General features: G+C 63.6%; 18 protein-coding genes. 7 read left to right on the forward strand and 11 right to left on the reverse strand.

Translation table 11 applies throughout. The features are described from left to right. Positions 1-19: 19 nt before the first annotated feature. Positions 20-1,213, reverse strand: a complete 1,194-nt coding sequence (locus tag GTW25_RS11610) for a glycosyltransferase (RefSeq protein WP_252912267.1) — start codon at positions 1,211-1,213, stop codon at positions 20-22. A gap of 214 nt (positions 1,214-1,427) precedes the next feature. Between GTW25_RS11610 and GTW25_RS11615 the strand changes: the two genes are divergently transcribed. Then, the gene (locus GTW25_RS11615; protein ID WP_252912268.1) at positions 1,428-1,604 is read left to right on the forward strand and encodes a hypothetical protein; all 177 of its coding nucleotides are present in this window, start codon (positions 1,428-1,430) and stop codon (positions 1,602-1,604) included. 66 nt (positions 1,605-1,670) lie between these two features. Here GTW25_RS11615 and rpsU read toward each other — a convergent pair whose 3' ends face one another. After that, positions 1,671-1,940 (reverse strand): 30S ribosomal protein S21, encoded by a 270-nt coding sequence (rpsU, locus tag GTW25_RS11620; protein WP_252912269.1) that lies wholly within the window; start codon positions 1,938-1,940, stop codon positions 1,671-1,673. A gap of 196 nt (positions 1,941-2,136) precedes the next feature. Then, positions 2,137-4,164, reverse strand: coding sequence for a putative bifunctional diguanylate cyclase/phosphodiesterase (locus GTW25_RS11625; protein ID WP_252912270.1), 2,028 nt, complete (start codon positions 4,162-4,164; stop codon positions 2,137-2,139). A gap of 153 nt (positions 4,165-4,317) precedes the next feature. Here GTW25_RS11625 and GTW25_RS11630 point away from each other — a divergent pair, with 153 nt between their 5' ends. Next, positions 4,318-5,367, forward strand: coding sequence for a class I SAM-dependent methyltransferase (locus GTW25_RS11630; protein ID WP_252912271.1), 1,050 nt, complete (start codon positions 4,318-4,320; stop codon positions 5,365-5,367). A gap of 304 nt (positions 5,368-5,671) precedes the next feature. Here the strand turns inward: GTW25_RS11630 and GTW25_RS11635 are convergent, their stop codons facing one another. Genes GTW25_RS11635 through cysG form a run of 4 tightly spaced genes read right to left on the reverse strand, consistent with a single transcriptional unit; the run spans position 5,672 to position 9,643 of the window. After that, a complete protein-coding gene (locus GTW25_RS11635; RefSeq protein ID WP_252912272.1) occupies positions 5,672-6,205 on the reverse strand; it encodes a DUF934 domain-containing protein in 534 nt (177 codons plus the stop codon). Between the two features lie 2 nt (positions 6,206-6,207). Then, the gene (locus GTW25_RS11640; protein WP_252912273.1) at positions 6,208-7,860 is read right to left on the reverse strand and encodes a nitrite/sulfite reductase; all 1,653 of its coding nucleotides are present in this window, start codon (positions 7,858-7,860) and stop codon (positions 6,208-6,210) included. A 17-nt stretch (positions 7,861-7,877) separates the two neighbouring features. After that, on the reverse strand, positions 7,878-8,186 hold the full coding sequence (locus tag GTW25_RS11645) for a DUF2849 domain-containing protein (RefSeq protein WP_252912274.1): 309 nt from the start codon (positions 8,184-8,186) through the stop codon (positions 7,878-7,880). Beyond that, a complete protein-coding gene (gene cysG, locus GTW25_RS11650) occupies positions 8,183-9,643 on the reverse strand; it encodes a siroheme synthase CysG (RefSeq protein WP_252912275.1) in 1,461 nt (486 codons plus the stop codon). Before cysG ends, GTW25_RS11645 begins: the two co-directional genes overlap by 4 nt. A gap of 203 nt (positions 9,644-9,846) precedes the next feature. Between cysG and GTW25_RS11655 the strand changes: the two genes are divergently transcribed. Further along, the gene (locus GTW25_RS11655; protein WP_252912276.1) at positions 9,847-10,299 is read left to right on the forward strand and encodes a baeRF12 domain-containing protein; all 453 of its coding nucleotides are present in this window, start codon (positions 9,847-9,849) and stop codon (positions 10,297-10,299) included. On the opposite strand, the gene GTW25_RS11660 is transcribed toward GTW25_RS11655, so the two are convergent. From GTW25_RS11660 to GTW25_RS11675, 4 genes are all read right to left on the reverse strand, one after another. Beyond that, positions 10,296-11,129 carry an alpha/beta fold hydrolase gene (locus tag GTW25_RS11660; RefSeq protein WP_252912277.1) on the reverse strand — a complete coding sequence of 278 codons (834 nt, stop codon included), beginning with the start codon at positions 11,127-11,129 and terminating at the stop codon, positions 10,296-10,298. The genes GTW25_RS11655 and GTW25_RS11660 overlap by 4 nt on opposite strands. A gap of 19 nt (positions 11,130-11,148) precedes the next feature. Further along, entirely contained in the window at positions 11,149-11,898 is a 750-nt protein-coding gene (locus tag GTW25_RS11665) for an SDR family NAD(P)-dependent oxidoreductase (protein ID WP_252912278.1), read from the reverse strand. Positions 11,899-11,995: 97 nt separating this feature from the next. Further along, a complete protein-coding gene (gene hutC / locus GTW25_RS11670) occupies positions 11,996-12,691 on the reverse strand; it encodes a histidine utilization transcriptional repressor HutC (RefSeq protein WP_252912279.1) in 696 nt (231 codons plus the stop codon). Beyond that, positions 12,688-14,055 (reverse strand): formimidoylglutamate deiminase, encoded by a 1,368-nt coding sequence (locus GTW25_RS11675; RefSeq protein WP_252912280.1) that lies wholly within the window; start codon positions 14,053-14,055, stop codon positions 12,688-12,690. The genes hutC and GTW25_RS11675 overlap by 4 nt, the downstream gene beginning before the upstream one ends. Positions 14,056-14,125: 70 nt before the next feature. Between GTW25_RS11675 and hutI the strand changes: the two genes are divergently transcribed. The 4 genes from hutI to hutU all read left to right on the forward strand — a co-directional run bounded on the left by hutI (position 14,126) and on the right by hutU (position 19,643). Then, the gene (hutI, locus tag GTW25_RS11680; protein ID WP_372493142.1) at positions 14,126-15,328 is read left to right on the forward strand and encodes an imidazolonepropionase; all 1,203 of its coding nucleotides are present in this window, start codon (positions 14,126-14,128) and stop codon (positions 15,326-15,328) included. Positions 15,329-15,422: 94 nt separating this feature from the next. Continuing rightward, positions 15,423-16,955, forward strand: coding sequence for a histidine ammonia-lyase (gene hutH / locus GTW25_RS11685; protein ID WP_252912282.1), 1,533 nt, complete (start codon positions 15,423-15,425; stop codon positions 16,953-16,955). Between the two features lie 223 nt (positions 16,956-17,178). Beyond that, positions 17,179-17,970 carry an N-formylglutamate deformylase gene (gene hutG / locus GTW25_RS11690; protein WP_252912283.1) on the forward strand — a complete coding sequence of 264 codons (792 nt, stop codon included), beginning with the start codon at positions 17,179-17,181 and terminating at the stop codon, positions 17,968-17,970. A gap of 2 nt (positions 17,971-17,972) precedes the next feature. After that, positions 17,973-19,643 carry a urocanate hydratase gene (gene hutU, locus GTW25_RS11695; RefSeq protein WP_252912284.1) on the forward strand — a complete coding sequence of 557 codons (1,671 nt, stop codon included), beginning with the start codon at positions 17,973-17,975 and terminating at the stop codon, positions 19,641-19,643. Positions 19,644-19,769 lie beyond the last annotated feature (126 nt).

Below are 19,769 nucleotides of genomic sequence, written 5' to 3' on the forward strand. Positions count from 1 at the left end.
AACGGCAACGCGACTCCGGCTAACGCTTATGCCCAACGATTGCATTCATGCCATCAATGAATCGCTCGTTCGAAAACAAGCTGGCGCGCTGCTCGCACTTTTGGCGCATGTCGCGCGCCTTGGCAGAAGTCAGTTTCGTGACGGCGGCCGCGATATCGTCCGCCGTGAAATCTGGGGCCAGAAGGGTCCCAGTCGTTCCGTGCAGGATGGTTTCGCGCAAGCCCCCCTCCCGAACTCCGATCACCGGCTTGCCAGCGGACATGGATTCTACGGGTGACATCCCAAAATCCTCCTCCACGGGGACATAGATGCTGGCGATGGAGCGGCCCACGAGTTCGCGTAGCTGTTCTTCGCCGACCCAGCCCGTAAAGTGGATGTTGGACGCGCCTGCCGCGCGCGCCCTCAAAGCTTCGAGTTCGTCTCCGCCCGACGCCACGACAAGCTTTTTCTCAGGCATTTTGAGAAAGGCATCCACGATCTTATCGACACGTTTCAGCCTGGAGAGCCGCGCGGTAGATAGATAATAATCGTCCTGCCCGAGCCATCTGAAGCGGTTCGTGTCGCATGGCGGGTAGACGACGATACTGTCGCGACCAAGGTAGTGGGCCACCCGATCGCGAACCGTATTCGAATTCGCAATGATGACATCCATGCGTTCGACGGCGCGTAGATACTCCCGCTGGTAGAACGTCAAAGCGGCGCCTCGGACGATGCTGCCCGCCGTTACGGCTTTAGGTTGGAAATCGCTCCGCTGATCGTACAGAAACCGCGGCGGTGTATGGCAATAGTAAATGTTCGTGCCTTCGAGGCGCTTGGAAGGCGCGGCAAAGGGGGCGGTCACACCCGCAAAAATGCGCGTATCGAAACGGGCCGCCTGCCTGCGGGCCAAGGAAAAACGCAAGGCGAGAGCGCCGACCCGAACAACCGGGCGGCGTAGAACGCGCGGCAAGTCGAGATTGATTTGCCCTGCCGGGTACATGCCTTCGTCGTATGATGTCTCATCGCGGTACCCGAACATCATCGTTGCGTTCAGAGATTCGGCGAGAACGAGCGCAAGCCGCTCCCCGCCACCGCGTATGGCGAAATAATCGTGCACCAGAAGCGGATGAGCATTTGCCATTAGCGTGCCGTAGCCATCAAGGGTATTGAATCCGCAACAGGTTTCGGGTCGAGACAGACAGAACGACTGCATCTGTTTGTCGCTGTGTTGCATCGAACTCCGTTAGCCGCAACCCGTCACGCCGGGTTATGACCTGATTGCACCGGCAAGCGAGAGCACGTCACATCCGAAGAATTTAAGTAAAATTTTACTACAATCCATGCTTTCGATGGCGCGTTCGGCGCATTTGAGGAACCATCACCGCTACGTCCCGGTTGTTCGTGTGCAAATGAAGGTTCATGTCATGTGTACAAGGAAGCGAGTTGAGATGAGAGAGCCACAGCTTTCGACCCTGATCGCCAAGGAGTTGCGTTCGGAAACGAACCGACGATTCCTCGCACACATGCCCGCCTTCAAGGCGGAGCAGACTATTCCCGACAATCTGCGTGCGCTTTTGGAGCGGCTGGAAAACGCGGAACGGGGACCCCGCGCCGTTCGTCATTGATCGGGCCTGACGACATCCCATAAAAAAGGCGGCCTATCGGCCGCCTTTTCGATTCGCAATAGCATTTTACGCAGCGGACGTCTCGGGACGCGCCGGTCGACCCGTCGGACGGGCCGGCTTCTTCTTCATCGGCAGCAGACCTTCGCGCTGCGCCTGCTTGCGGGCGAGCTTGCGCGACCGGCGCACGGCTTCCGCCTTCTGGCGGGCGCGCTTTTCCGACGGCTTCTCATAGGCGCGGCGCGCCTTCATCTCACGGAAGATGCCTTCGCGCTGCATCTTCTTTTTCAGCGCGCGGAGCGCTTGCTCGACATTGTTTTCACGTACGACGACCTGCAATGTGATCCTGTCCTTTCTCGAATTGAAATGGCATCGGCGACCGCGAGACGCGGACCGATGCAGCGTATTGTGCCGGAAGGAACCGACCGAACACCTCAAAGCCACGGCGGGCCTGCCATGAATCTGTGTCCATGGCGGAGGGTGGATGCCCTCTATATAGGCGCTTTCGCGCAAAAGGCAAAGTCAGGGCTTCAGGTCAAAGAGGCAAGCCGCGGCGACGGGAATGCGGATCGCCGATCAGGGACGTGGCGCTGGTCGGACGGCCGAGCAGATAGCCCTGCACGGTATCGATGCCGAATTCGCGGACGAGTTCGAGTTGCGCCCGGCTTTCCACGCCTTCGACGAGAATCTTGGGGCCACGGTTGCGCAGGAGGCGGATGATGTCGTCGAGCATCGCGCGGCCGCGCGCGGTGCCGGCATCGTGCAGGAAGGATCGGTCGATCTTCACCGTGTCGAACTCGATAAGCCGCAGCCAGGACAGGCCGGCGAAGCCGGTGCCGAAATCGTCCAGCCAGATCTCGACGCCGAGAAGCCGCAGATCGTGGATGCAGTGGATGATGTCGGAATGGATTTCCATCTCCATGCCTTCGGTGATCTCGAAGGCGAGACGGTTGCCGGCGACGCCGGTCTTGACCAGGATCGAGGCGACGGATGCCGCGAAGCCGGGCATTTTGAGCTGCAACGGCGACACGTTGACCGTCGCGATGGGGATGTCGGACCGCAGGAGCAAATCGCGGCATACGGTTTCGATAGACCAGCGCCCCAGATCGATGATTGCGCCGGTCCGCTCGGCGACCGGAATGAATTGCGCTGGCGAGATCGCGAGGCCGTCGAGGCTGCGCAAGCGCATCAGGGCCTCGGCCGCGACAACGTCGCCGCTCTGGACGTCCTCGATCGGTTGATAGACCAGCGAAACCAGATCCTTTTGAAGGGCGATCCGCAAAAGGGCGGCGATGTTCTCGCTGTCGTCGATGCCTTCGAAATCCGCCGGATCGAAAATCCGGATGCAGTTGCGACCGCTCGCCTTGGCCAGATAAAGAGCGCGGTCGGCCTCGTAGATCGTGTGTTCGAGCTTCGAACCTTCGTAGCAACGGACGATCGACGCGCCGACGCTGACCGTCACGACCGAGGTGCCGTCGCGGCGCTGTTCGTGCGGCAAGGCAAGCGTCTCGACGGTGCGACGAATGTCCTCGGCGAGTGCTTCCAGTTCGTCCGCTCTGGAAATAGCGGCGAGAACAATGAATTCCTCACCACCATAGCGGCCGATCATGGCATCGCGTCTTGCGGTCGGGGCACGCAATGCGTCGGCCACTTCCGTCAGACACCGGTCGCCTTCCTGATGGCCGTAGAAATCGTTGAACCGCTTGAAGAAATCGACATCGACCAGAAGCACCGCGAAATATGTGCGGTTTTTCTCGAAATCGTTCCAGAGGATGTGCATGCGCTCGTCGATCGCGCGCCGGTTGTGCAAGCCGGTCAGCGGATCGGCCCGCGACAATCGATAAAGGGCCTCGCCGCGCTCATCGGCGGCCTGCTGCTGCAACCGTGCCTCGAGCGCGTTCAGGAAGACGTTGAACCGCTCGATATTCAGCTTGAGGTTCACATAGCAGGTGAAGACGAAGCACGACAGATAGAACGATGAGAGTGCAAAGCGGTACGCAAAGGACCCTGGAATAAGGGCCAGAGCGATGAAGAACGCGACGAGGATCACCGCCGAGGCGATCAACGAGATGGAGAATCGCAGACTGAAGAAGAGGTTCGCACCCATCATGAAGATCGAGCCGAAGATCATGAAATAGGAGAAGTTCTGGATTTCCTCGGTGCGCAGCGCGGGGATCAGCCACAGCGAATAGCCTGCCGCAAGCGCTGTCGCGCAAACGATTTCGAGCCAGACGATGCGGGCGCCCTGCTTGTAGAGCAGTTCGAAGACGAGGATCGACAGGATGCCGACGCTAAAACGCATCGCAATCACGTCGCGCGCCACGTCCGGAATGAGGACCAGATCCGCAACGCTGAACGAAATATACGCGAGTACGGCGATCCACAGCCCCTGCCGCGCGGCCTGCGCCTGGGCCACCGCGCGATCCTCGGCATAAAGCGCGCGCAGTTTCTTCCTGGGAAAATCGCGCGCATGCGAGGTTCGGGACAGTTGGCCGGCGGCGCCGTCGTCAGCGTCAGTCCGCGCGACATTATCCGCGAATGTCTGTGAGGCCGTTTTGATCATTTGACTTCAGCGTCCCGACGGGTCGATCGCCCCACTTCAGCAGCCGGATATCCGGTATTCCCTGTCTAAATTTGACCTCAATGAGCAAAAAGCCGGTTAAGCGCGCTAGCCGTTACTCAATCTTTACAATTATAGTTGATGTTTGCCTAATTTATGGGGGTCAATTTGAAACATGTTGCATTAGACGGCGAAAGCCTGGTCACGCCGGAATCGATGGCTGCCGAGCTGCGGCAGTTGAGATCCGAACGAGGTCAGGAGGGATTTGAACAGGCCCGGGACAGGCTGGCGCTCGTATTGGCGATCGCCGATCAACAGTTCAAATCCGAAGGCGATCCGGCTGCGATCATCCACCGGACGGCCGGCGAACTGCATCTTATCCGTCGGTCCTGTTCGACCGAGGTGTGGCAAAAACTCATCCCTATCGCACAGGAACATCCGGTTTCCGACTATTTCCTCGAAGACCCGTTCACCCGTTGGTGCTTCGAGATGCCGCGCGGCTATTCGGGAGACGCCATCACTCAAGACTTCATCTATGGTCATGAAAGCCTCGCTGCGGAGATCGAGAACGCATCCGAACTTGGTCGGAAGCTCTATCAATATACCAGCATGGCACCGTCGTCCGTCGCCGGTCGCGAACGGCGGGATATCCTGGCGCGCGAGGTCGATGCGGCAGCCGCGGCACGCGCCGAACCCATCGAGGTTCTGACCATCGCGTCCGGCCATCTTCGCGAGGCGGCCAAATCGCAGGCGCTGAAGGACGGAACCATCAAACGCTGGATCGCGCTCGATCAAGACCCGCTCAGCGTCGGTTCGGTCGTACGCGATTATCAGGGCACGGTCATCGAGGGCATCGACGGATCGGTCAAGGGGCTGCTTGGCAACTCCTACGATCTCGGCCAGTTCGACCTCGTCTATGCGTCCGGCCTCTACGACTACCTTTCACGCGGCGTCGCGGCGCGGCTGACACGCAAATGCATGTCGCTTCTCAAGCCCGGCGGCTCGTTCCTGTTCGCCAATTTCTCCGACGAGATCCTCGTCGACGGGTTCATGGAGACTTTCATGAACTGGGCACTTTTGCTGCGCTCGGACGAGGACATGTGGGACATCGTCAACCGCTCGGTCGACCGCAACTCGATCGATGCGCGCGTATTCTACGGCGAGAACCGCAACATCGTCTATGCGATGATCACGAAGAAGGACTGAGAGCGCACATCATTCCATTCCGCGCGGGCGCACGCAAAGGCTGCGAGCGCTTGTCCGGATGTGGTGAAAGTCGGTGCCGGCGTATAGCCGGCATGAACGGCGAGACATGGATTCCTGTGACGAGCACAGGAATGACGGTGGAAAAGTTGGCGCTTTTCTGATCGACGCTGGCGACTGACATTCACCTTCGATGCCGTCATTCCTGTGCTCGTCACAGGAATCCATGCCTCGATCTGACCGCTTCACCGACGGCGCCAACCATCCCGCCGTCTGAACTGCACTCGGCCGCCTGAGTGGAAGCCGGTCAGGACGCCGGCACGCGCCGCCACGCATAGGCGGGCGCGGCGGCGGGCCTTGCGGCAGCCTTCGCCGCCGGCTGGTAGTGCACCGCCAGACCTCCGGGCAAGCCCGCCTCCAGCCGCGCAAGCGTCGGACCGTTCCTGACTTCCAGTTCGTCGAATCCGGTGCGCAGCATGTGCGCGACCAGATCGATCAGCACGTCGCCCTGGGCGCGCACGATGCCCTTGAAGCCGTGACGGCTGCGCAGGAGTTCGGCCTTGGAGAACGAGCGCCCGTCGCTATAGGCGGGAAAGCCGAGCGAGACGAGCGACAGCCGGTCGAGATGGGGAACGATCACGTCCAGGCTTTCGCCGGGTTCCAGATGAACCCCCAGACGCCCCGGCTCGTTGCGCCGCGCCTCGGCATGATCGAGGAATGCGGCCAGCGGCAGGATCACATTGTCGAAGGCGTCGACTTCCGGTTCGCCGTCGATCCGCGTCCACACATCGTCGATAAAGCCCGCCTGCGTCCACAGGCGGGTTGCGGTCTCTTCGCTCATCGTCAGGCCGCCTTGGCTTCGGCGCCGTAGAGCGCGTGCTTGAAGGGTGCGGCACCCAGCCGGCGATAGGCGGCGAGAAAGGTTTCCTGCCGGTCCGTGCGATGCGCCAGATAGGTGTCCACCACCGTCTCGATCGCATCCGTGATCTCGCCGGCGGTGAATCCGCGCCCGACAATCTCGCCGATGGACGTGTTCTCGTCGCCGGATCCGCCAAGCGTGATCTGGTAGAGCTCGGTGCCCTTCTTCTCGACGCCCAGAATGCCGATATGGCCGACGTGATGGTGGCCGCAGGCGTTGATGCAGCCGGAAATCTTGAGCTTCAGCTCGCCGATCTCCTCCTGCCGCGACTGGCTGCCGAAGCGCGTCGAAATCTCCTGCGCAACAGAGATGGAGCGCGCATTGGCGAGCGCGCAATAGTCGAGGCCGGGGCAGGCGATGATGTCGGTGACGAGACCGGCATTGGCCGTCGCAAGCCCGATCCCGGCGAGCCGGTCGTAAACCGTCTTCAGGTCGGCTCGCGCGACATGCGGCAGGATCAGGTTCTGCTCGTGGCTGACGCGGATTTCGTCAAAGGCCAGTTCTTCCGCCAGATCCGCGATCGCGTCCATCTGTGCATCCGACGCGTCGCCGGGCACCTCGCCGATGCCCTTGAGCGAGATCGTCACCGAGGCATAGTCGGGGCTGCGGTGCGGATTGACGTTATGGGCGAGCCAGCTTACGAAAGCGGGATCACGCACATCGTCCGAATGCGGCCGCGCGGGGAGTTCCGGCGGCGCGAAATAACGCTCGATGGCGTCGATGTCGGCCTGCGGCAGCTTCAGTTCGCCATTGCGGATCTCGGCGAATTCCGCCTCGATCTGGCGCGTCAGTTCTTCCGTGCCGGTCTCGTGGACGAGGATCTTGATCCGCGCCTTGTACTTGTTGTCCCGGCGACCGTTGAGATTGTAAACGCGCAGGATCGCGGTCGAATAGGTCAGAAGATCAGCTTCGGGCAGGAAGTCGCGCACCTTCTTGGCCACCATGGGCGTGCGCCCCTGCCCGCCGCCGACATAGACCGCGAAGCCGAGTTCGCCCGCCTCATTGCGCTTCAGATGCAGGCCGATGTCGTGGACCTGAATCGCCGCGCGGTCGCGTTCGGCGCCCGTCACAGCGATCTTGAACTTGCGCGGCAGGAACGAAAATTCGGGATGGACCGACGACCATTGCCGCAGGATTTCCGCATAGGGACGCGGGTCGGCGACTTCGTCGGCCGCCGCGCCGGCGAAATGGTCGGCGGTCACGTTGCGGATGCAGTTGCCCGACGTTTGCAGCGCGTGCATCTCGACCGAGGCGAGATCTTCCAGAATTTGCGGAATGTCGCCCAGCGCCGGCCAGTTGAACTGGAGATTCTGGCGCGTGGTGAAGTGGCCATAGCCCTTGTCGTAGGTGCGAGCGATATGCGCCAGCATCCGCAACTGCTTCGACGACAGCGTGCCGTACGGGATCGCGATCCGCAGCATATAGGCGTGAAGCTGGAGATAGACGCCGTTCATCAGCCGAAGCGGCTTGAACTGGTCCTCGGTCAGGTCGCCAGCCAGCCGCCGGTCCACCTGATCGGCGAACTCGGCGGTGCGTGCTTTCACGAATGCGTGGTCGAACTCGTCATAACGGTACATGGAACTCTCTTCGAGGGTCAGGCGGCGATCCGCACGCCCTTTCGGGCCTGCTTGCCGAGGTCGAGACGGTTGGTGGGGCCGGCGGCGCGGATGCGCTCGCGCAGGCGTTTGGGCACGATGCGACCTTCGACCAGGTCGATGTCGACCAGCGCCAGATCGACCACCTCGTTCTTGCAGATGGCAGCCTTGCCGGCGCGTTCCAGCTTTTCCTCGGTCGCGACGTCGCGGGCGATTTCCGCGCCGTCGATCGTCTCGACCCAGCCATGGTCGGCGGCAAGCCACACCGCTTCGCCGTCGATCAGGCGGTTCGCAGTCACGATCTTCATGTCGCATTCTCCTTCAGGTCCAGCCGCGCGCCGGCGTGAGCGGCGAGCGCTTGCGAACGCTCGAAATTGGCTCCGGCGACGGCGTCGCCGATGATCGTCATGACGGGGCCGGTCAAATCCTCACGGGCCTGTAATCTTGGCAGGTCGGCGAGCGTGCCGTGGAACAGGCGCTTGGCCGAAAGGCTTGCATTCTCGACCACGGCAACAGCCGTATCGGGCGCAAGGCCGGCATCGATCAGGCGCTGCGCCACGTCGGCGGCGACCGAGCGGCCCATATAGATCGCGACCGTCGCCCCACCGATCGCCAGACGCGCCCAGTCGGGAAGCGGCCCGCCCTTCAAATCGTGGCCGGTGGTGAACACCATGGAGGACGAGACGCCGCGAAGCGTAAGCGGCAATTCGAAATCGGCCGCAGCCGCGAATGCGGCCGTCACACCCGGCACAAACTCATAGGAGATGCCGGCATCGCGCAGCGCAGCCATTTCCTCGCCGGCGCGGCCGAAGACGAGCGGGTCGCCCGATTTCAACCGCACGACGCGCTTGCCCTGACGGCCAAGTTCGACCAGCAGTGCGTTGATCTGACTTTGAGTCTTCGAATGGCAGCCCTTGCGCTTGCCGGCCGCGATCCGCTCCGCATCGCGGCGACCCATGGCGATCACGGCCTCGGGAACAAGCGCATCGTGGACGATCACGTCGGCTTCCATCAAAAGGCGATGCGCGCGCAGCGTCAAAAGGTCTTCCGCGCCCGGTCCCGCACCGACCAGCGCCACATGACCTTGCGTTGCGCCGCCGCGTTCCAGCAGCGCGGTGGCCGTGCCGCGCGCGGCATCGACCTGTCCGACATCGATCTGGCGCGCCGTTTCGCCGGTGAAGAATTCCTTCCAGAAGCGCCGGCGCGCGACACCGCGCGGCACGCGCTTTTCGACCGCGTCGCGAAAACCGGCGGCAAGACGTGCCAGAGCGCCGAGCTGCGGGCTCAGCATGAGGTCGATGCGCGCCCGGATCATCTGCGCGAGGACCGGCCCCGCGCCTTCCGTTCCGATCGCGACCGCGACCGGTGCGCGGTTGACCAGCGCGGGCGTGAAGAAGTCGCACAATTCCGGCCGGTCGACCGCGTTGACCGGAATGCGCAGGGCGCGCGCGTCCGCGACGATGCGCCGGTCGGCATCCAGATCGTCGGTCGCGGCGAAAACGAGCGCGGCATCCGCGATCAATTCGGCACGATAGGTCGCGCTCAGGATCTCGACGCCGTTCACTGCTGCCCAATCGGCAAGCTGCGCCGTCGGTTCGACGGCAATGATGCGCAGATGAGCGCTGGACTGCACCATCAGCCGCGCCTTGGCGAACGCCTCGTCGCCCGCGCCGACGATGGCGACGACACGCCCTTCGACCTTGGCGAAGATCGGAAAGGCGTTGAGGCGCGCAACAGGCGTATCGATGATGGTGGAACGGGACATGACGCCATTCTCGCGGATCGACGGCGTCCGGTTAAGGAACGGCGTCGTTCGCGCATGCGGCGGGCGCAATCATTTTTCGCTCGATTGATGAATACGGGGAAAATTATTCCAGCACAGTCGCGGATCGGCCTGGAAACGCTACGGAACACCTCTCCGCCGCGCCGCGTTGGTTCCAGCGTAAACAACACAACGAGGAGTCTGCGATGAACGCGATCAAGATCGATCATGACGCATGGGTCGTCGTCGCCGATGGCGAAAAGGCGCTGTTCCTGCGCAATGAGGGCGACGCCGAATATCCCCATCTGGAAGTCTTCCGCGAGATGCAGGACGACAATCCGCCGACCCGCGATCAAGGCACGGACCGGCCTGGCCGCATGCAGGATGCCGGACGTACCGCCCATCGCAGCGCTGTCGAGGAGACGGACTGGCATCGCATCGAAAAGGAGCGGTTCGCCAAGGAGATCGCGGAACGGCTCTACAAGCTCGCCCATCGCGGCAATTTCAGGAAACTGGTGGTCGTCGCGCCGCCGCTCGTGCTCGGCGAATTGCGCAAGGAGTTCCACAAGGAAGTCACCGACCGAATCACGGCGGAAGTCGCCAAAACGCTGACCAACCACCCGATCGACGAGATCGAGAAGAACCTGATGGCCGCCTAGCCTTTCAGGAACGCGCGCAAAAGGTCGATTTCGCGCGCGCTCGTCAGCGTCGGGGCATGGCCGTAATCGTCCAGCGTCACGAGGCGCGGCTTCGGTCCGCGCTTTGTCATCGCGTCGGCCGTCTCGGCGGACAGAACGTCGGACGTCGCGCCGCGGATCAACAAGGCGGGAATGTCGATCGCATCGTAGACCGGCCAGATGTCGAAATCGCCGGTCTGTCCCTTCAACGGCACGACGATCCCCGGATCGTAGTGAACCGTCACGCGCCCGTCGTCGGTGCGGCGCATCGACGTATCGGCCATGCGCCGCCAGAAGGCCTCGTCATTTTCGCCGAACGGCGCATAGACCGTTCGCAGCCAGGCCTCGAATTCGCCGAGCGTGTCGAATACGGGTGGATTGCCGACATAGTCGACGATCCTTTCAAGCCCTTCGCCGGAGATTTCTGGTCCGACGTCGTTGATTACCAGATGGGAGATGCGATCCTTGAGGGAACCGGCGGCAAGAACCATACCGAGCAGGCCGCCCATCGACGTGCCAATCCAGCGGACGCGTTCGATGCCGTAATGGTCAAGCATCGCCACCGCCGTCGCGCCATAGGTCGCATAGGAATAATCGCCCGGATCGGCCGCCCAGCCCGACAGGCCGCGCCCGATCGTATCGGGGCACAGGACGAAATATATGTCGGACAGCGCGCTTGCCGCCTCGTCGAAATCGCGCCCCGTGCGCGCCAGCCCGTGCCACATGACGAGCGGCGGGCTCGCCGGGTCGCCCCATTCGGTGACGTGCAGCTCGAAGCCGGCGGCGCGAATGCAGGTCGAGCGAGAAGTCATGACCGGTGCTTTTCAGTCATCAGACGTGCTGGCCGCCATTGATGTGGATTTCGGCGCCGGTCACATAGGACGCCTGTTCCGAGCACAGGAAATAGATCGTCTCGGCAACTTCGGACGTCGAACCGAGCCGGCGCAGCGGAATCGTCTCGACGATCTTCTCCGTGCCCGGCGACAGGATCGATGTTTCGATCTCGCCCGGCGCGATCGAATTGACGCGGATGCCGTGCGGGCCGAAATCGGCGGCCATCTCGCGCGACAGCGAGGAGAGTGCGGCCTTCGACGTCGCATAGGCCGTGCCGGCGAAGGGATGGACACGGCTGCCGACGATCGACGTGACGTTGACGATCGACCCCTTTGCCGCGGCAAGCTCCTTGAAGAGGCCGCGCGCGAGCATGATCGGCGCGAAGAAATTGACCTGAAACACGTCGCGCCAGACATGCATGGGCGTTTCGAACGAATTCATGCGTTTGCCGCCGTCGAGCTTTGGCGAGATCGCGGCATTGTTGACGAGCGCGTGAAGCTCGCCTCCCTGCTCTTCGAGCCGGTGGCGGATTTCCGATACCGCCGAGCCGACATCCTCGGGGTCCGACAAATCGATCTTGATGTGGTCTTCCGGCCCCGCCGGCCATGGGCAATCCTCGGCGAATGCCTGCCGCGAACAGGTGATGACGCGCCAGCCCTCGCGCGAGAAGCGCTTGACGGTGGCATGGCCGATACCGCGGCTCGCGCCGGTCAGCACCAGGGTCTTTCGGGCGGTCGTTTCAGCCATCGGGTCATCCTTGCGTGATGCCCGTATCTAGACGAGCGCGCCCGACTTTACGAGAGGCGATATAAGCCGGTCGGCATCGGCCCCGTTTCGCGGCGGCCTAAAGCCGTGTCACCATGCGGTATCTTGAAGGATGCACCATGCGCACGAGCGTGATCGGTCGCTCCGCCAGCCAGGTGATGCGCTCACCGACGAAGACCGGTGCACCGGGTGCGATTCCAAGATGCTGCGCTTCCTTGCCCGCCGCGTCGGCGAAGAAGGAGAACTCGGCATGGGTGAAGGGCGCGGTTTCGACCAGCCATTCGTTCGGCCCGATTGCCGAAAAGTCGGCGTCTTGCGCGGCCGGAACGGTATCCAAGATGATGTACCGGTCCTCGAACTGGAACGGCGCGCTGCCCGCAAGATGCAGCGCCTGCACATGGCGAAGACGCGCTCCGTCGGCAAGTCCCAGCCGTTCGGCGACCTGCCCCTTAGCGCCGACGACCACGCTCGACAAAAACCGGTAACCATAGACCTGCCCCGCCGCCTCCACTTCGTGCCGCACGAGCGGAATGGCGAAACGCGCCTCGCGCACGGGGTGGAGCGCGACGCGCGTTCCCGCCTTGCGGCGACGCTCGACCAGACCCTGCTCGGCGAGTTCCCGCAGGGCGCGGTTGACCGTGGCTCTCGCTGCGCCGAACTCGCCCGCCAGCGCCTCCTCGCCGGGGATCAGCGCGCCGGGCAGCCAGACGCGGCTGGCGATACGGCGCGAAATCTCGTCGCGGATGGTGCGGTAAGAAGCGCGGGATCGGGTCACAGACGGTCCATGATCGAGGAAAGGCAGACACCGTACCGCGCGGATATCGCCTCGCGCGCGATGTGGCGTCCTCCCCTTACCATATGGCGGCCCGCCGACCAGACATCCGTGACCGCTTCGCGGCTGCCGGCGAAGATCCAGCCGTCGAGGACGAAATCCTCCTTCAAACCATGAAGACCATCGCGCGTCGGATCGATGGCGACCATGTCGGCGAACCTGCCCACTTCGATCGCGCCAGACGAGCGGCCGAGCGCCTGCGCGCCGCCGCCAAGTGCGGCATCGTAAAGGCGTCGCCCCACCGAGCCACCGGGTTGCGCCAGCACAACGCGGGCGCGGTCGCGAAGGCGCTGCGAATAATCGAGCTGGCGCAATTCGCCGATGGTCGAGATCGAAATGTTGGAATCCGATCCGATGCCGAGCCGTCCGCCATGGTCCAGAAAGCGGTCGCCGTCGAAAATGCCGTCGCCGAGATTGGCTTCGGTGACGGAGCAAAGCCCGGCGACCGCGCCTGTCGCGGCGAGCGCGACGGTTTCGCCGGGCGTCATATGCGTGCAGTGGATCAGGCACCAGCGCGCGCCGACCTCGTGGTTGGCGAGAAGCCATTCCATCGGCCGCGCGCCAAGGACGGCGAGCGTTTCGTCGATCTCGGCTTCCTGCTCGGCGATGTGCATGTGGATCGGGCGGTCGGGCCTGAACCGTGCAAGTTCGGCAAGGTCTTCTACCGGAACCGCGCGCAGCGAATGCGGCGCAATGCCGACGGTCACGTCGTCGCGCCCTGCCGAGAGCGTCTCGGAGCGTTCAACCAGCCGCATGAAACCGTCGAGCGAATTGGCGAAGCGAAGCTGCCCGCCCTTGAGCAGTCGCCCGTCGACACCGCCCTGCGCGTAGTGGACGGGCAACAGCGTCAGCCCGATGCCGGTCATCTCGCTGGCCGCACAAATGCGCGCGGCAAGCTCGCCCGGATCGTCATAGGCGCCGCCGCCCTGCCGGTTGTGGAGATAGTGGAACTCGGCCACGGACGAAAAGCCGGCTTCCTGCATCTCCATGAAGGCGAAGGCGGCGATGGCCTCGATCTCGTCCGGCGAGAGAATGTCGAGGAAGCGGTACATAACCTCGCGCCACGTCCAGAAGGAATCGCGCCCGCTCGGGCCGCGCCGCTCCGTCAGGCCGGCCATGGCGCGCTGGAAGGTATGGCTGTGGAGATTGGAGAGCGCGGGGAGAAGCACCTCCACGCGCTCGCTTTCGACGGACGGCGCGGCGTCCGCCTCGACCTTGCCGATCCGCCCGTCATCACCGATTTCGACGCGGACGTGTTTGCGCCAGCCATCGGCAAGAAGTGCTGTCTGGGCGAAGATGGCAGTCATGGCGAATCCCGATTGACACAATATGTCTATACATAATAGCGTAATCGCAGATCGGATTTTCTGCAAGCGGATGCCAATGAAAACGCTTCTGACGAACCTCACCCTCGCGACCATGACGGAAGGCGGTGCGGCCTATGGCCTCGTCGACGATGGCGCGGTGGCGATTGCCGATGGTCGCGTCGTCTTTGCCGGACCGGTTCAGGATTTCGCCGAAGAGTTCGACGAGTACGACACGCGCGACATGAAAGGCCGGCTCGTCACGCCGGCCTTGATCGATTGTCACACCCATCTGGTCTTCGGCGGCAACCGTGCGCGCGAATTCGAGATGCGTCTGGAAGGCGCGACCTATGAAGAGATCGCACGCGCCGGTGGCGGCATCGTCTCGACGGTTTCGGCAACACGCGGCCTCTCACAGGAAGAACTGGCGCGCCAGACGCTGCCCCGCCTCGACGCGATGATCGCCGAGGGCGTCGGCACGGTCGAAATCAAGTCCGGCTACGGCTTGAGCGTCGAGGACGAGTTGAAGATGCTGCGCGCCGCGCGCGAGCTTGGTCGCCTGCGCAAGGTCCGGGTAAAGACGAGCTATCTCGCCGCCCACGCCGTGCCGGTCGAATACAAGGGCCGCGCCGATTCCTATATCGATGAGATCGTTCTGCCCGGCATGGAAGCGGGCGCGGATGAAGGGCTGATCGACGCGGTCGACGGGTTTTGCGAAGGCATCGCCTTTTCGCCCGACCAGATCGCGCTTGTGTTCGACAAGGCGAAGGCGCTGGGCTTGCCGGTAAAGCTCCATGCCGAGCAATTGTCAGACCTGGGCGGTGCGAAGCTCGCGGCGGAATATGGTGCGCTCTCGGCGGATCATCTGGAATATCTGGGGGCGGACGGCGTCGCCGCGATGGCGGCATCCGGAACGGTGGCGGTGCTGCTGCCCGGCGCGTTCTACACGCTGCGGGAAAAGCAGTCGCCGCCGGTCCAGGCGCTGCGCGATGCCGGCGTTCCGATCGCCATCGCGACGGATTGCAACCCCGGCTCCTCTCCGCTCGCCTCGCCGCTTTTGACCATGAACATGGCCTCGACGCTGTTTCGACTGACGCCGGAGGAAGCGCTGGCGGGCCTGACGCGCAATGCCGCAAAGGCGCTGGGGTTAGGTGACGAGATCGGCACGATCGAACCCGGCAAGCGCGCAGAGCTTGCGGTTTGGAATGTCGAGCATCCGGCGGAGTTGTCCTACCGCATCGGCTTCAACGCACTCCATGAAAGGATCGTCGGATGACAATAATGATGCGCCGGCTCTCGACGTTGCCCCCCTCTGGCCGGCAGGCCAGAGGGGGGCGTGACAAGGCGTATACCCTCGATGGTGCGCGCCCATGACCCTCACCCTCACCCCCGGCGCGGTCACGCTCGACCAGCTTCACGACATCTACTGGAACGGTGTACCTGCGCGGCTCGACGATGCCTGCCGCCCCGGCATCGCGCGCGCGGCGACAATCATCGCCGACATCGCGCAAGGCGAAACGCCCGTCTATGGCATTAATACGGGCTTTGGAAAGCTCGCCTCGGTGAAGATCGCGGCGAGCGACGTCGCCACGCTCCAGCGCAACCTGATCCTGTCGCATTGCTGCGGCGTCGGCGTGTCGCTGCCTCAAGAAATCGTGCGGCTGATCATGGCGCTGAAGCTCGCCTCGCTCGGACGCGGCGCTTCCGGCGTGAAGCCGCAAACCGTCGAACTCATCGAGGCGATGCTCGACAAGGGCGTCAGTCCGGTGATCCCGGAAAAAGGGTCGGTCGGCGCTTCGGGCGACCTTGCGCCACTGGCGCACATGGCCGCCGCGATGATCGGCGAGGGCGAAGCGGATTTCGCCGGCGAACGACTGCCCGCCACCGACGCGCTCCGGCGCGCGGGCCTCGCGCCGATCACGCTCGCCGCCAAGGAAGGGCTGGCGCTGATCAACGGCACGCAGGTCTCGACCGCGCTGGCGCTCGCGGGACTGTTCAAAGCGCATCGGGCGGGAAATGCGGCGCTGGTCACCGGCGCGCTATCGACCGACGCCGCGATGGGCTCGTCCGCGCCGTTCCATCCGGAAATCCACGCCTTGCGCGGCCATCAGGGCCAGATCGACACCGCCGCTGCCCTGTGGGCGCTGCTCGACGGCTCACAGATTCGCGAAAGCCACCGCGAGGGCGACGAGCGCGTTCAGGACCCCTATTGCATCCGCTGCCAGCCGCAGGTCGACGGTGCCTGCCTCGACGTGCTTCGGCAGGCGGCGAAAACGCTGGTGATCGAGGCGAATGCCGTGACCGACAATCCGCTGGTCCTGTCGGACGGTTCTGTCGTCTCTGGCGGCAATTTCCACGCCGAACCTGTGGCCTTCGCCGCCGACCAGATCGCGCTCGCGATCTGCGAGATCGGCGCGATTGCGCAACGCCGCATCGCGCTTCTGGTCGATCCGGCGCTGTCCTTCGGGCTGCCGGCGTTTCTGGCGAAAAAGCCGGGGCTGAATTCGGGCCTGATGATCGCCGAAGTCACCTCCGCCGCGCTGATGAGCGAAAACAAGCAGATGGCGCATCCGGCTTCGGTCGATTCGACGCCGACCTCGGCCAATCAGGAAGACCACGTCTCCATGGCCTGTCACGGCGCGCGCCGGCTTCTGGCCATGACCGACAACCTCACGCATATCGTCGGCATCGAGGCGGTGACGGCGGCGCAAGGGGTGGAGTTGCGCGCGCCGCTGAAGACCTCGGCGGAATTGCAGGGTGCAATGAAGGCGATCCGCGACGTCGTGCCGTCGCTGGAGGTGGACCGGTACATGGCCGGCGACCTCGAGGCGGCTGGCGAATTGGTGCGCTCAGGCACGCTCAACGAGAGCGTCGGCGACATTCTACCAAGGTTGGAACTGTGATGCGCGACGGCCGAGTGATTGATCTCCCCCCTCGCGGGGGAGATGGCGGCAGCCAGAGGGGGGCGACGTGGAGCGCTATCCTGCTTGATCAGCTTGCGACGTTCGTGCTCGATGACCTGCTGGGAGGTCGGTGGGACAGCGCCCCCCTCTGCCCTGCCGGGCGTCTCCCCCGCGAGGGGGGAGATCATGCGCTTCGCCGTCTATCTTCCACCGGAAAACGCGCATGAAACCCGTATCCGTCGAACGGGGCTCGTCGTCCGTCATTCTCGGCATGCCACATACCGGCACGTTTGTGCCTGACGATGTAACCGCGAAGCTCAATGACGAGGGCCTGCGCCTTCGCGACACGGACTGGCACATCAACCGGCTCTATGCCGGGCTTTTGCCGGGCGCGACGGTGGTGCGGGCGAATTTTCATCGTTACGTGATCGACGCGAACCGCGATCCGTCGGGCCAAAGCCTTTATCCCGGCCAGAACACGACGACCCTGATCCCGACGACCGATTTCGACAACCAGTCGATCTGGCGCGAGGAGCCGGATGCGACTGAGTTGTCGCGCCGCCTTGCCGACTGGCACACGCCGTATCACGCGGCACTCGAAGCCGAAATCGCGCGGGTCAAGGCGCTGCACGGCATCGCGATCCTTTACGATTGCCACTCGATCCGATCGCATTGCCCGTTCCTGTTCGACGGCGAACTGCCGGTCCTGAACATCGGCACCAATGACGACGCGACCTGCGCGCGCGAAATCACCGCAGATGTCGAGGCGATCGCGGCCGGTTCCGGGCTGACATGGGTCGCGAACGGCCGCTTCAAGGGCGGCTGGACGACGCGCCATTACGGACAGCCCGAACGCGGCGTGCATGCGATCCAGATGGAGATCGCGCAATCGGCCTATCTCGCATCCGAAACCGAACCCTTCGCCTATGAAGAGACGCGCGCCGAAAGGCTGCGCGCCGTCCTGAAACCCATTCTCGCCGGGCTCGAAGCCCGCGCCCTTACGCTCGGAGCCTGATCATGAACGATCCGCGTCACAATATCCGTGAAATCCGCAGCCCGCGCGGCACGGATCTCAACGCGAAATACTGGACGACCGAAGCCCCGCTCAGGATGCTGATGAACAATCTCGACCCGGACGTGGCGGAAAACCCGAACGAACTGGTCGTCTATGGCGGAATCGGCCGTGCAGCGCGGACCTGGGCGGATTTCGACCGGATCGTCGCGAGCCTGAAAACGCTTGAGGAAGACCAGACGCTGCTCGTCCAGTCCGGCAAGCCGGTCGGCGTTTTCCGCACGCACACGGATGCGCCGCGCGTCCTGATCGCCAATTCGAACCTCGTGCCGCATTGGGCCGACTGGGATCACTTCAACAAGCTCGATAGGCTCGGCCTCATGATGTACGGCCAGATGACCGCCGGCTCGTGGATCTATATCGGCACGCAGGGCATCGTGCAGGGCACCTACGAGACCTTCGTGGAGGCCGGCCGCCAGCACTATGGCGGCGACCTCAAAGGCAAGTGGATATTGACGGGCGGCCTCGGCGGGATGGGCGGCGCGCAGCCGCTTGCGGCGGTGATGGCGGGGGCTTCATGCCTTGCTATCGAGTGCGACGAGACGCGGATCGATTTTCGTCTGCGCACGCGTTACGTCGACGAAAAGGCGACGAGCCTCGACGAAGCGCTGGAGATGATCGACCGCTGGACCAAAGCGGGCGAGGCGAAGTCCGTCGGGCTTCTGGGCAACGCGGCCGACATCGTGCCCGAAATGGTCCGTCGCGGCATCCGCCCCGACATCGTGACCGATCAGACCTCGGCGCATGATCCCCTCAACGGCTATCTGCCGAAAGGCTGGACGATCGCCGAGTGGAAGCAGAAGCGCGAGAGCGACCCGAAAGCCGTCGAAAAGGCCGCACGCCAGTCGATGCGCGAGCATGTCGAGGCGATGGTCGCCTTTCACGAACAGGGCGTGCCTACGCTCGACTATGGCAACAATATCCGGCAGGTCGCCAAGGACGAGGGCCTCGAAAACGCCTTCGCGTTCCCGGGCTTCGTGCCGGCCTATATCCGCCCGCTGTTCTGCCGTGGCATCGGTCCGTTCCGCTGGGCGGCGCTCTCGGGCGACCCGGAGGACATCTACAAGACCGACGCCAAGGTGAAGGAAATCCTGCCGGACAACGCGCATCTGCATCGCTGGCTCGACATGGCGAAGGAACGCATCGCGTTTCAGGGCCTGCCGGCGCGCATCTGCTGGGTCGGGCTCGGCGACCGCCACCGGCTTGGCCTCGCTTTCAACGAGATGGTGAAGAACGGCGAGCTGAAAGCGCCGGTCGTCATCGGCCGCGATCACCTCGATTCCGGCTCCGTCGCCTCGCCGAACCGCGAGACGGAGGCGATGAAGGACGGCTCGGACGCCGTTTCCGACTGGCCGTTGCTCAATGCTCTCTTGAACACCGCGTCGGGCGCGACATGGGTGTCGCTGCATCATGGCGGCGGTGTCGGCATGGGCTTTTCGCAGCACGCCGGCATGGTCATCGTCGCCGACGGCACGGACGATGCGGCGCGGCGGCTGGAGCGGGTGCTGTGGAACGACCCGGCCACCGGCGTCATGCGCCACGCGGATGCCGGCTATGACGAGGCACTCGACTGCGCGCGGGAAAAGGGGCTGGACCTGCCGGGCATTCTCGGATGATAGGCTGAAAGGGAGATGGCGGCCGAGGCCTTCACCCCTTTCGCGTCATGACCGGCCTTGTGCCGGGCATCCACGAAAGCTCGCGAAACAAGACTTTGGTGGATCCTCGGGACAAGCCCGAGGATG

This window comes from Aliihoeflea aestuarii (assembly GCF_024105665.1).
GTDB lineage: Bacteria > Pseudomonadota > Alphaproteobacteria > Rhizobiales > Rhizobiaceae > Aliihoeflea > Aliihoeflea aestuarii.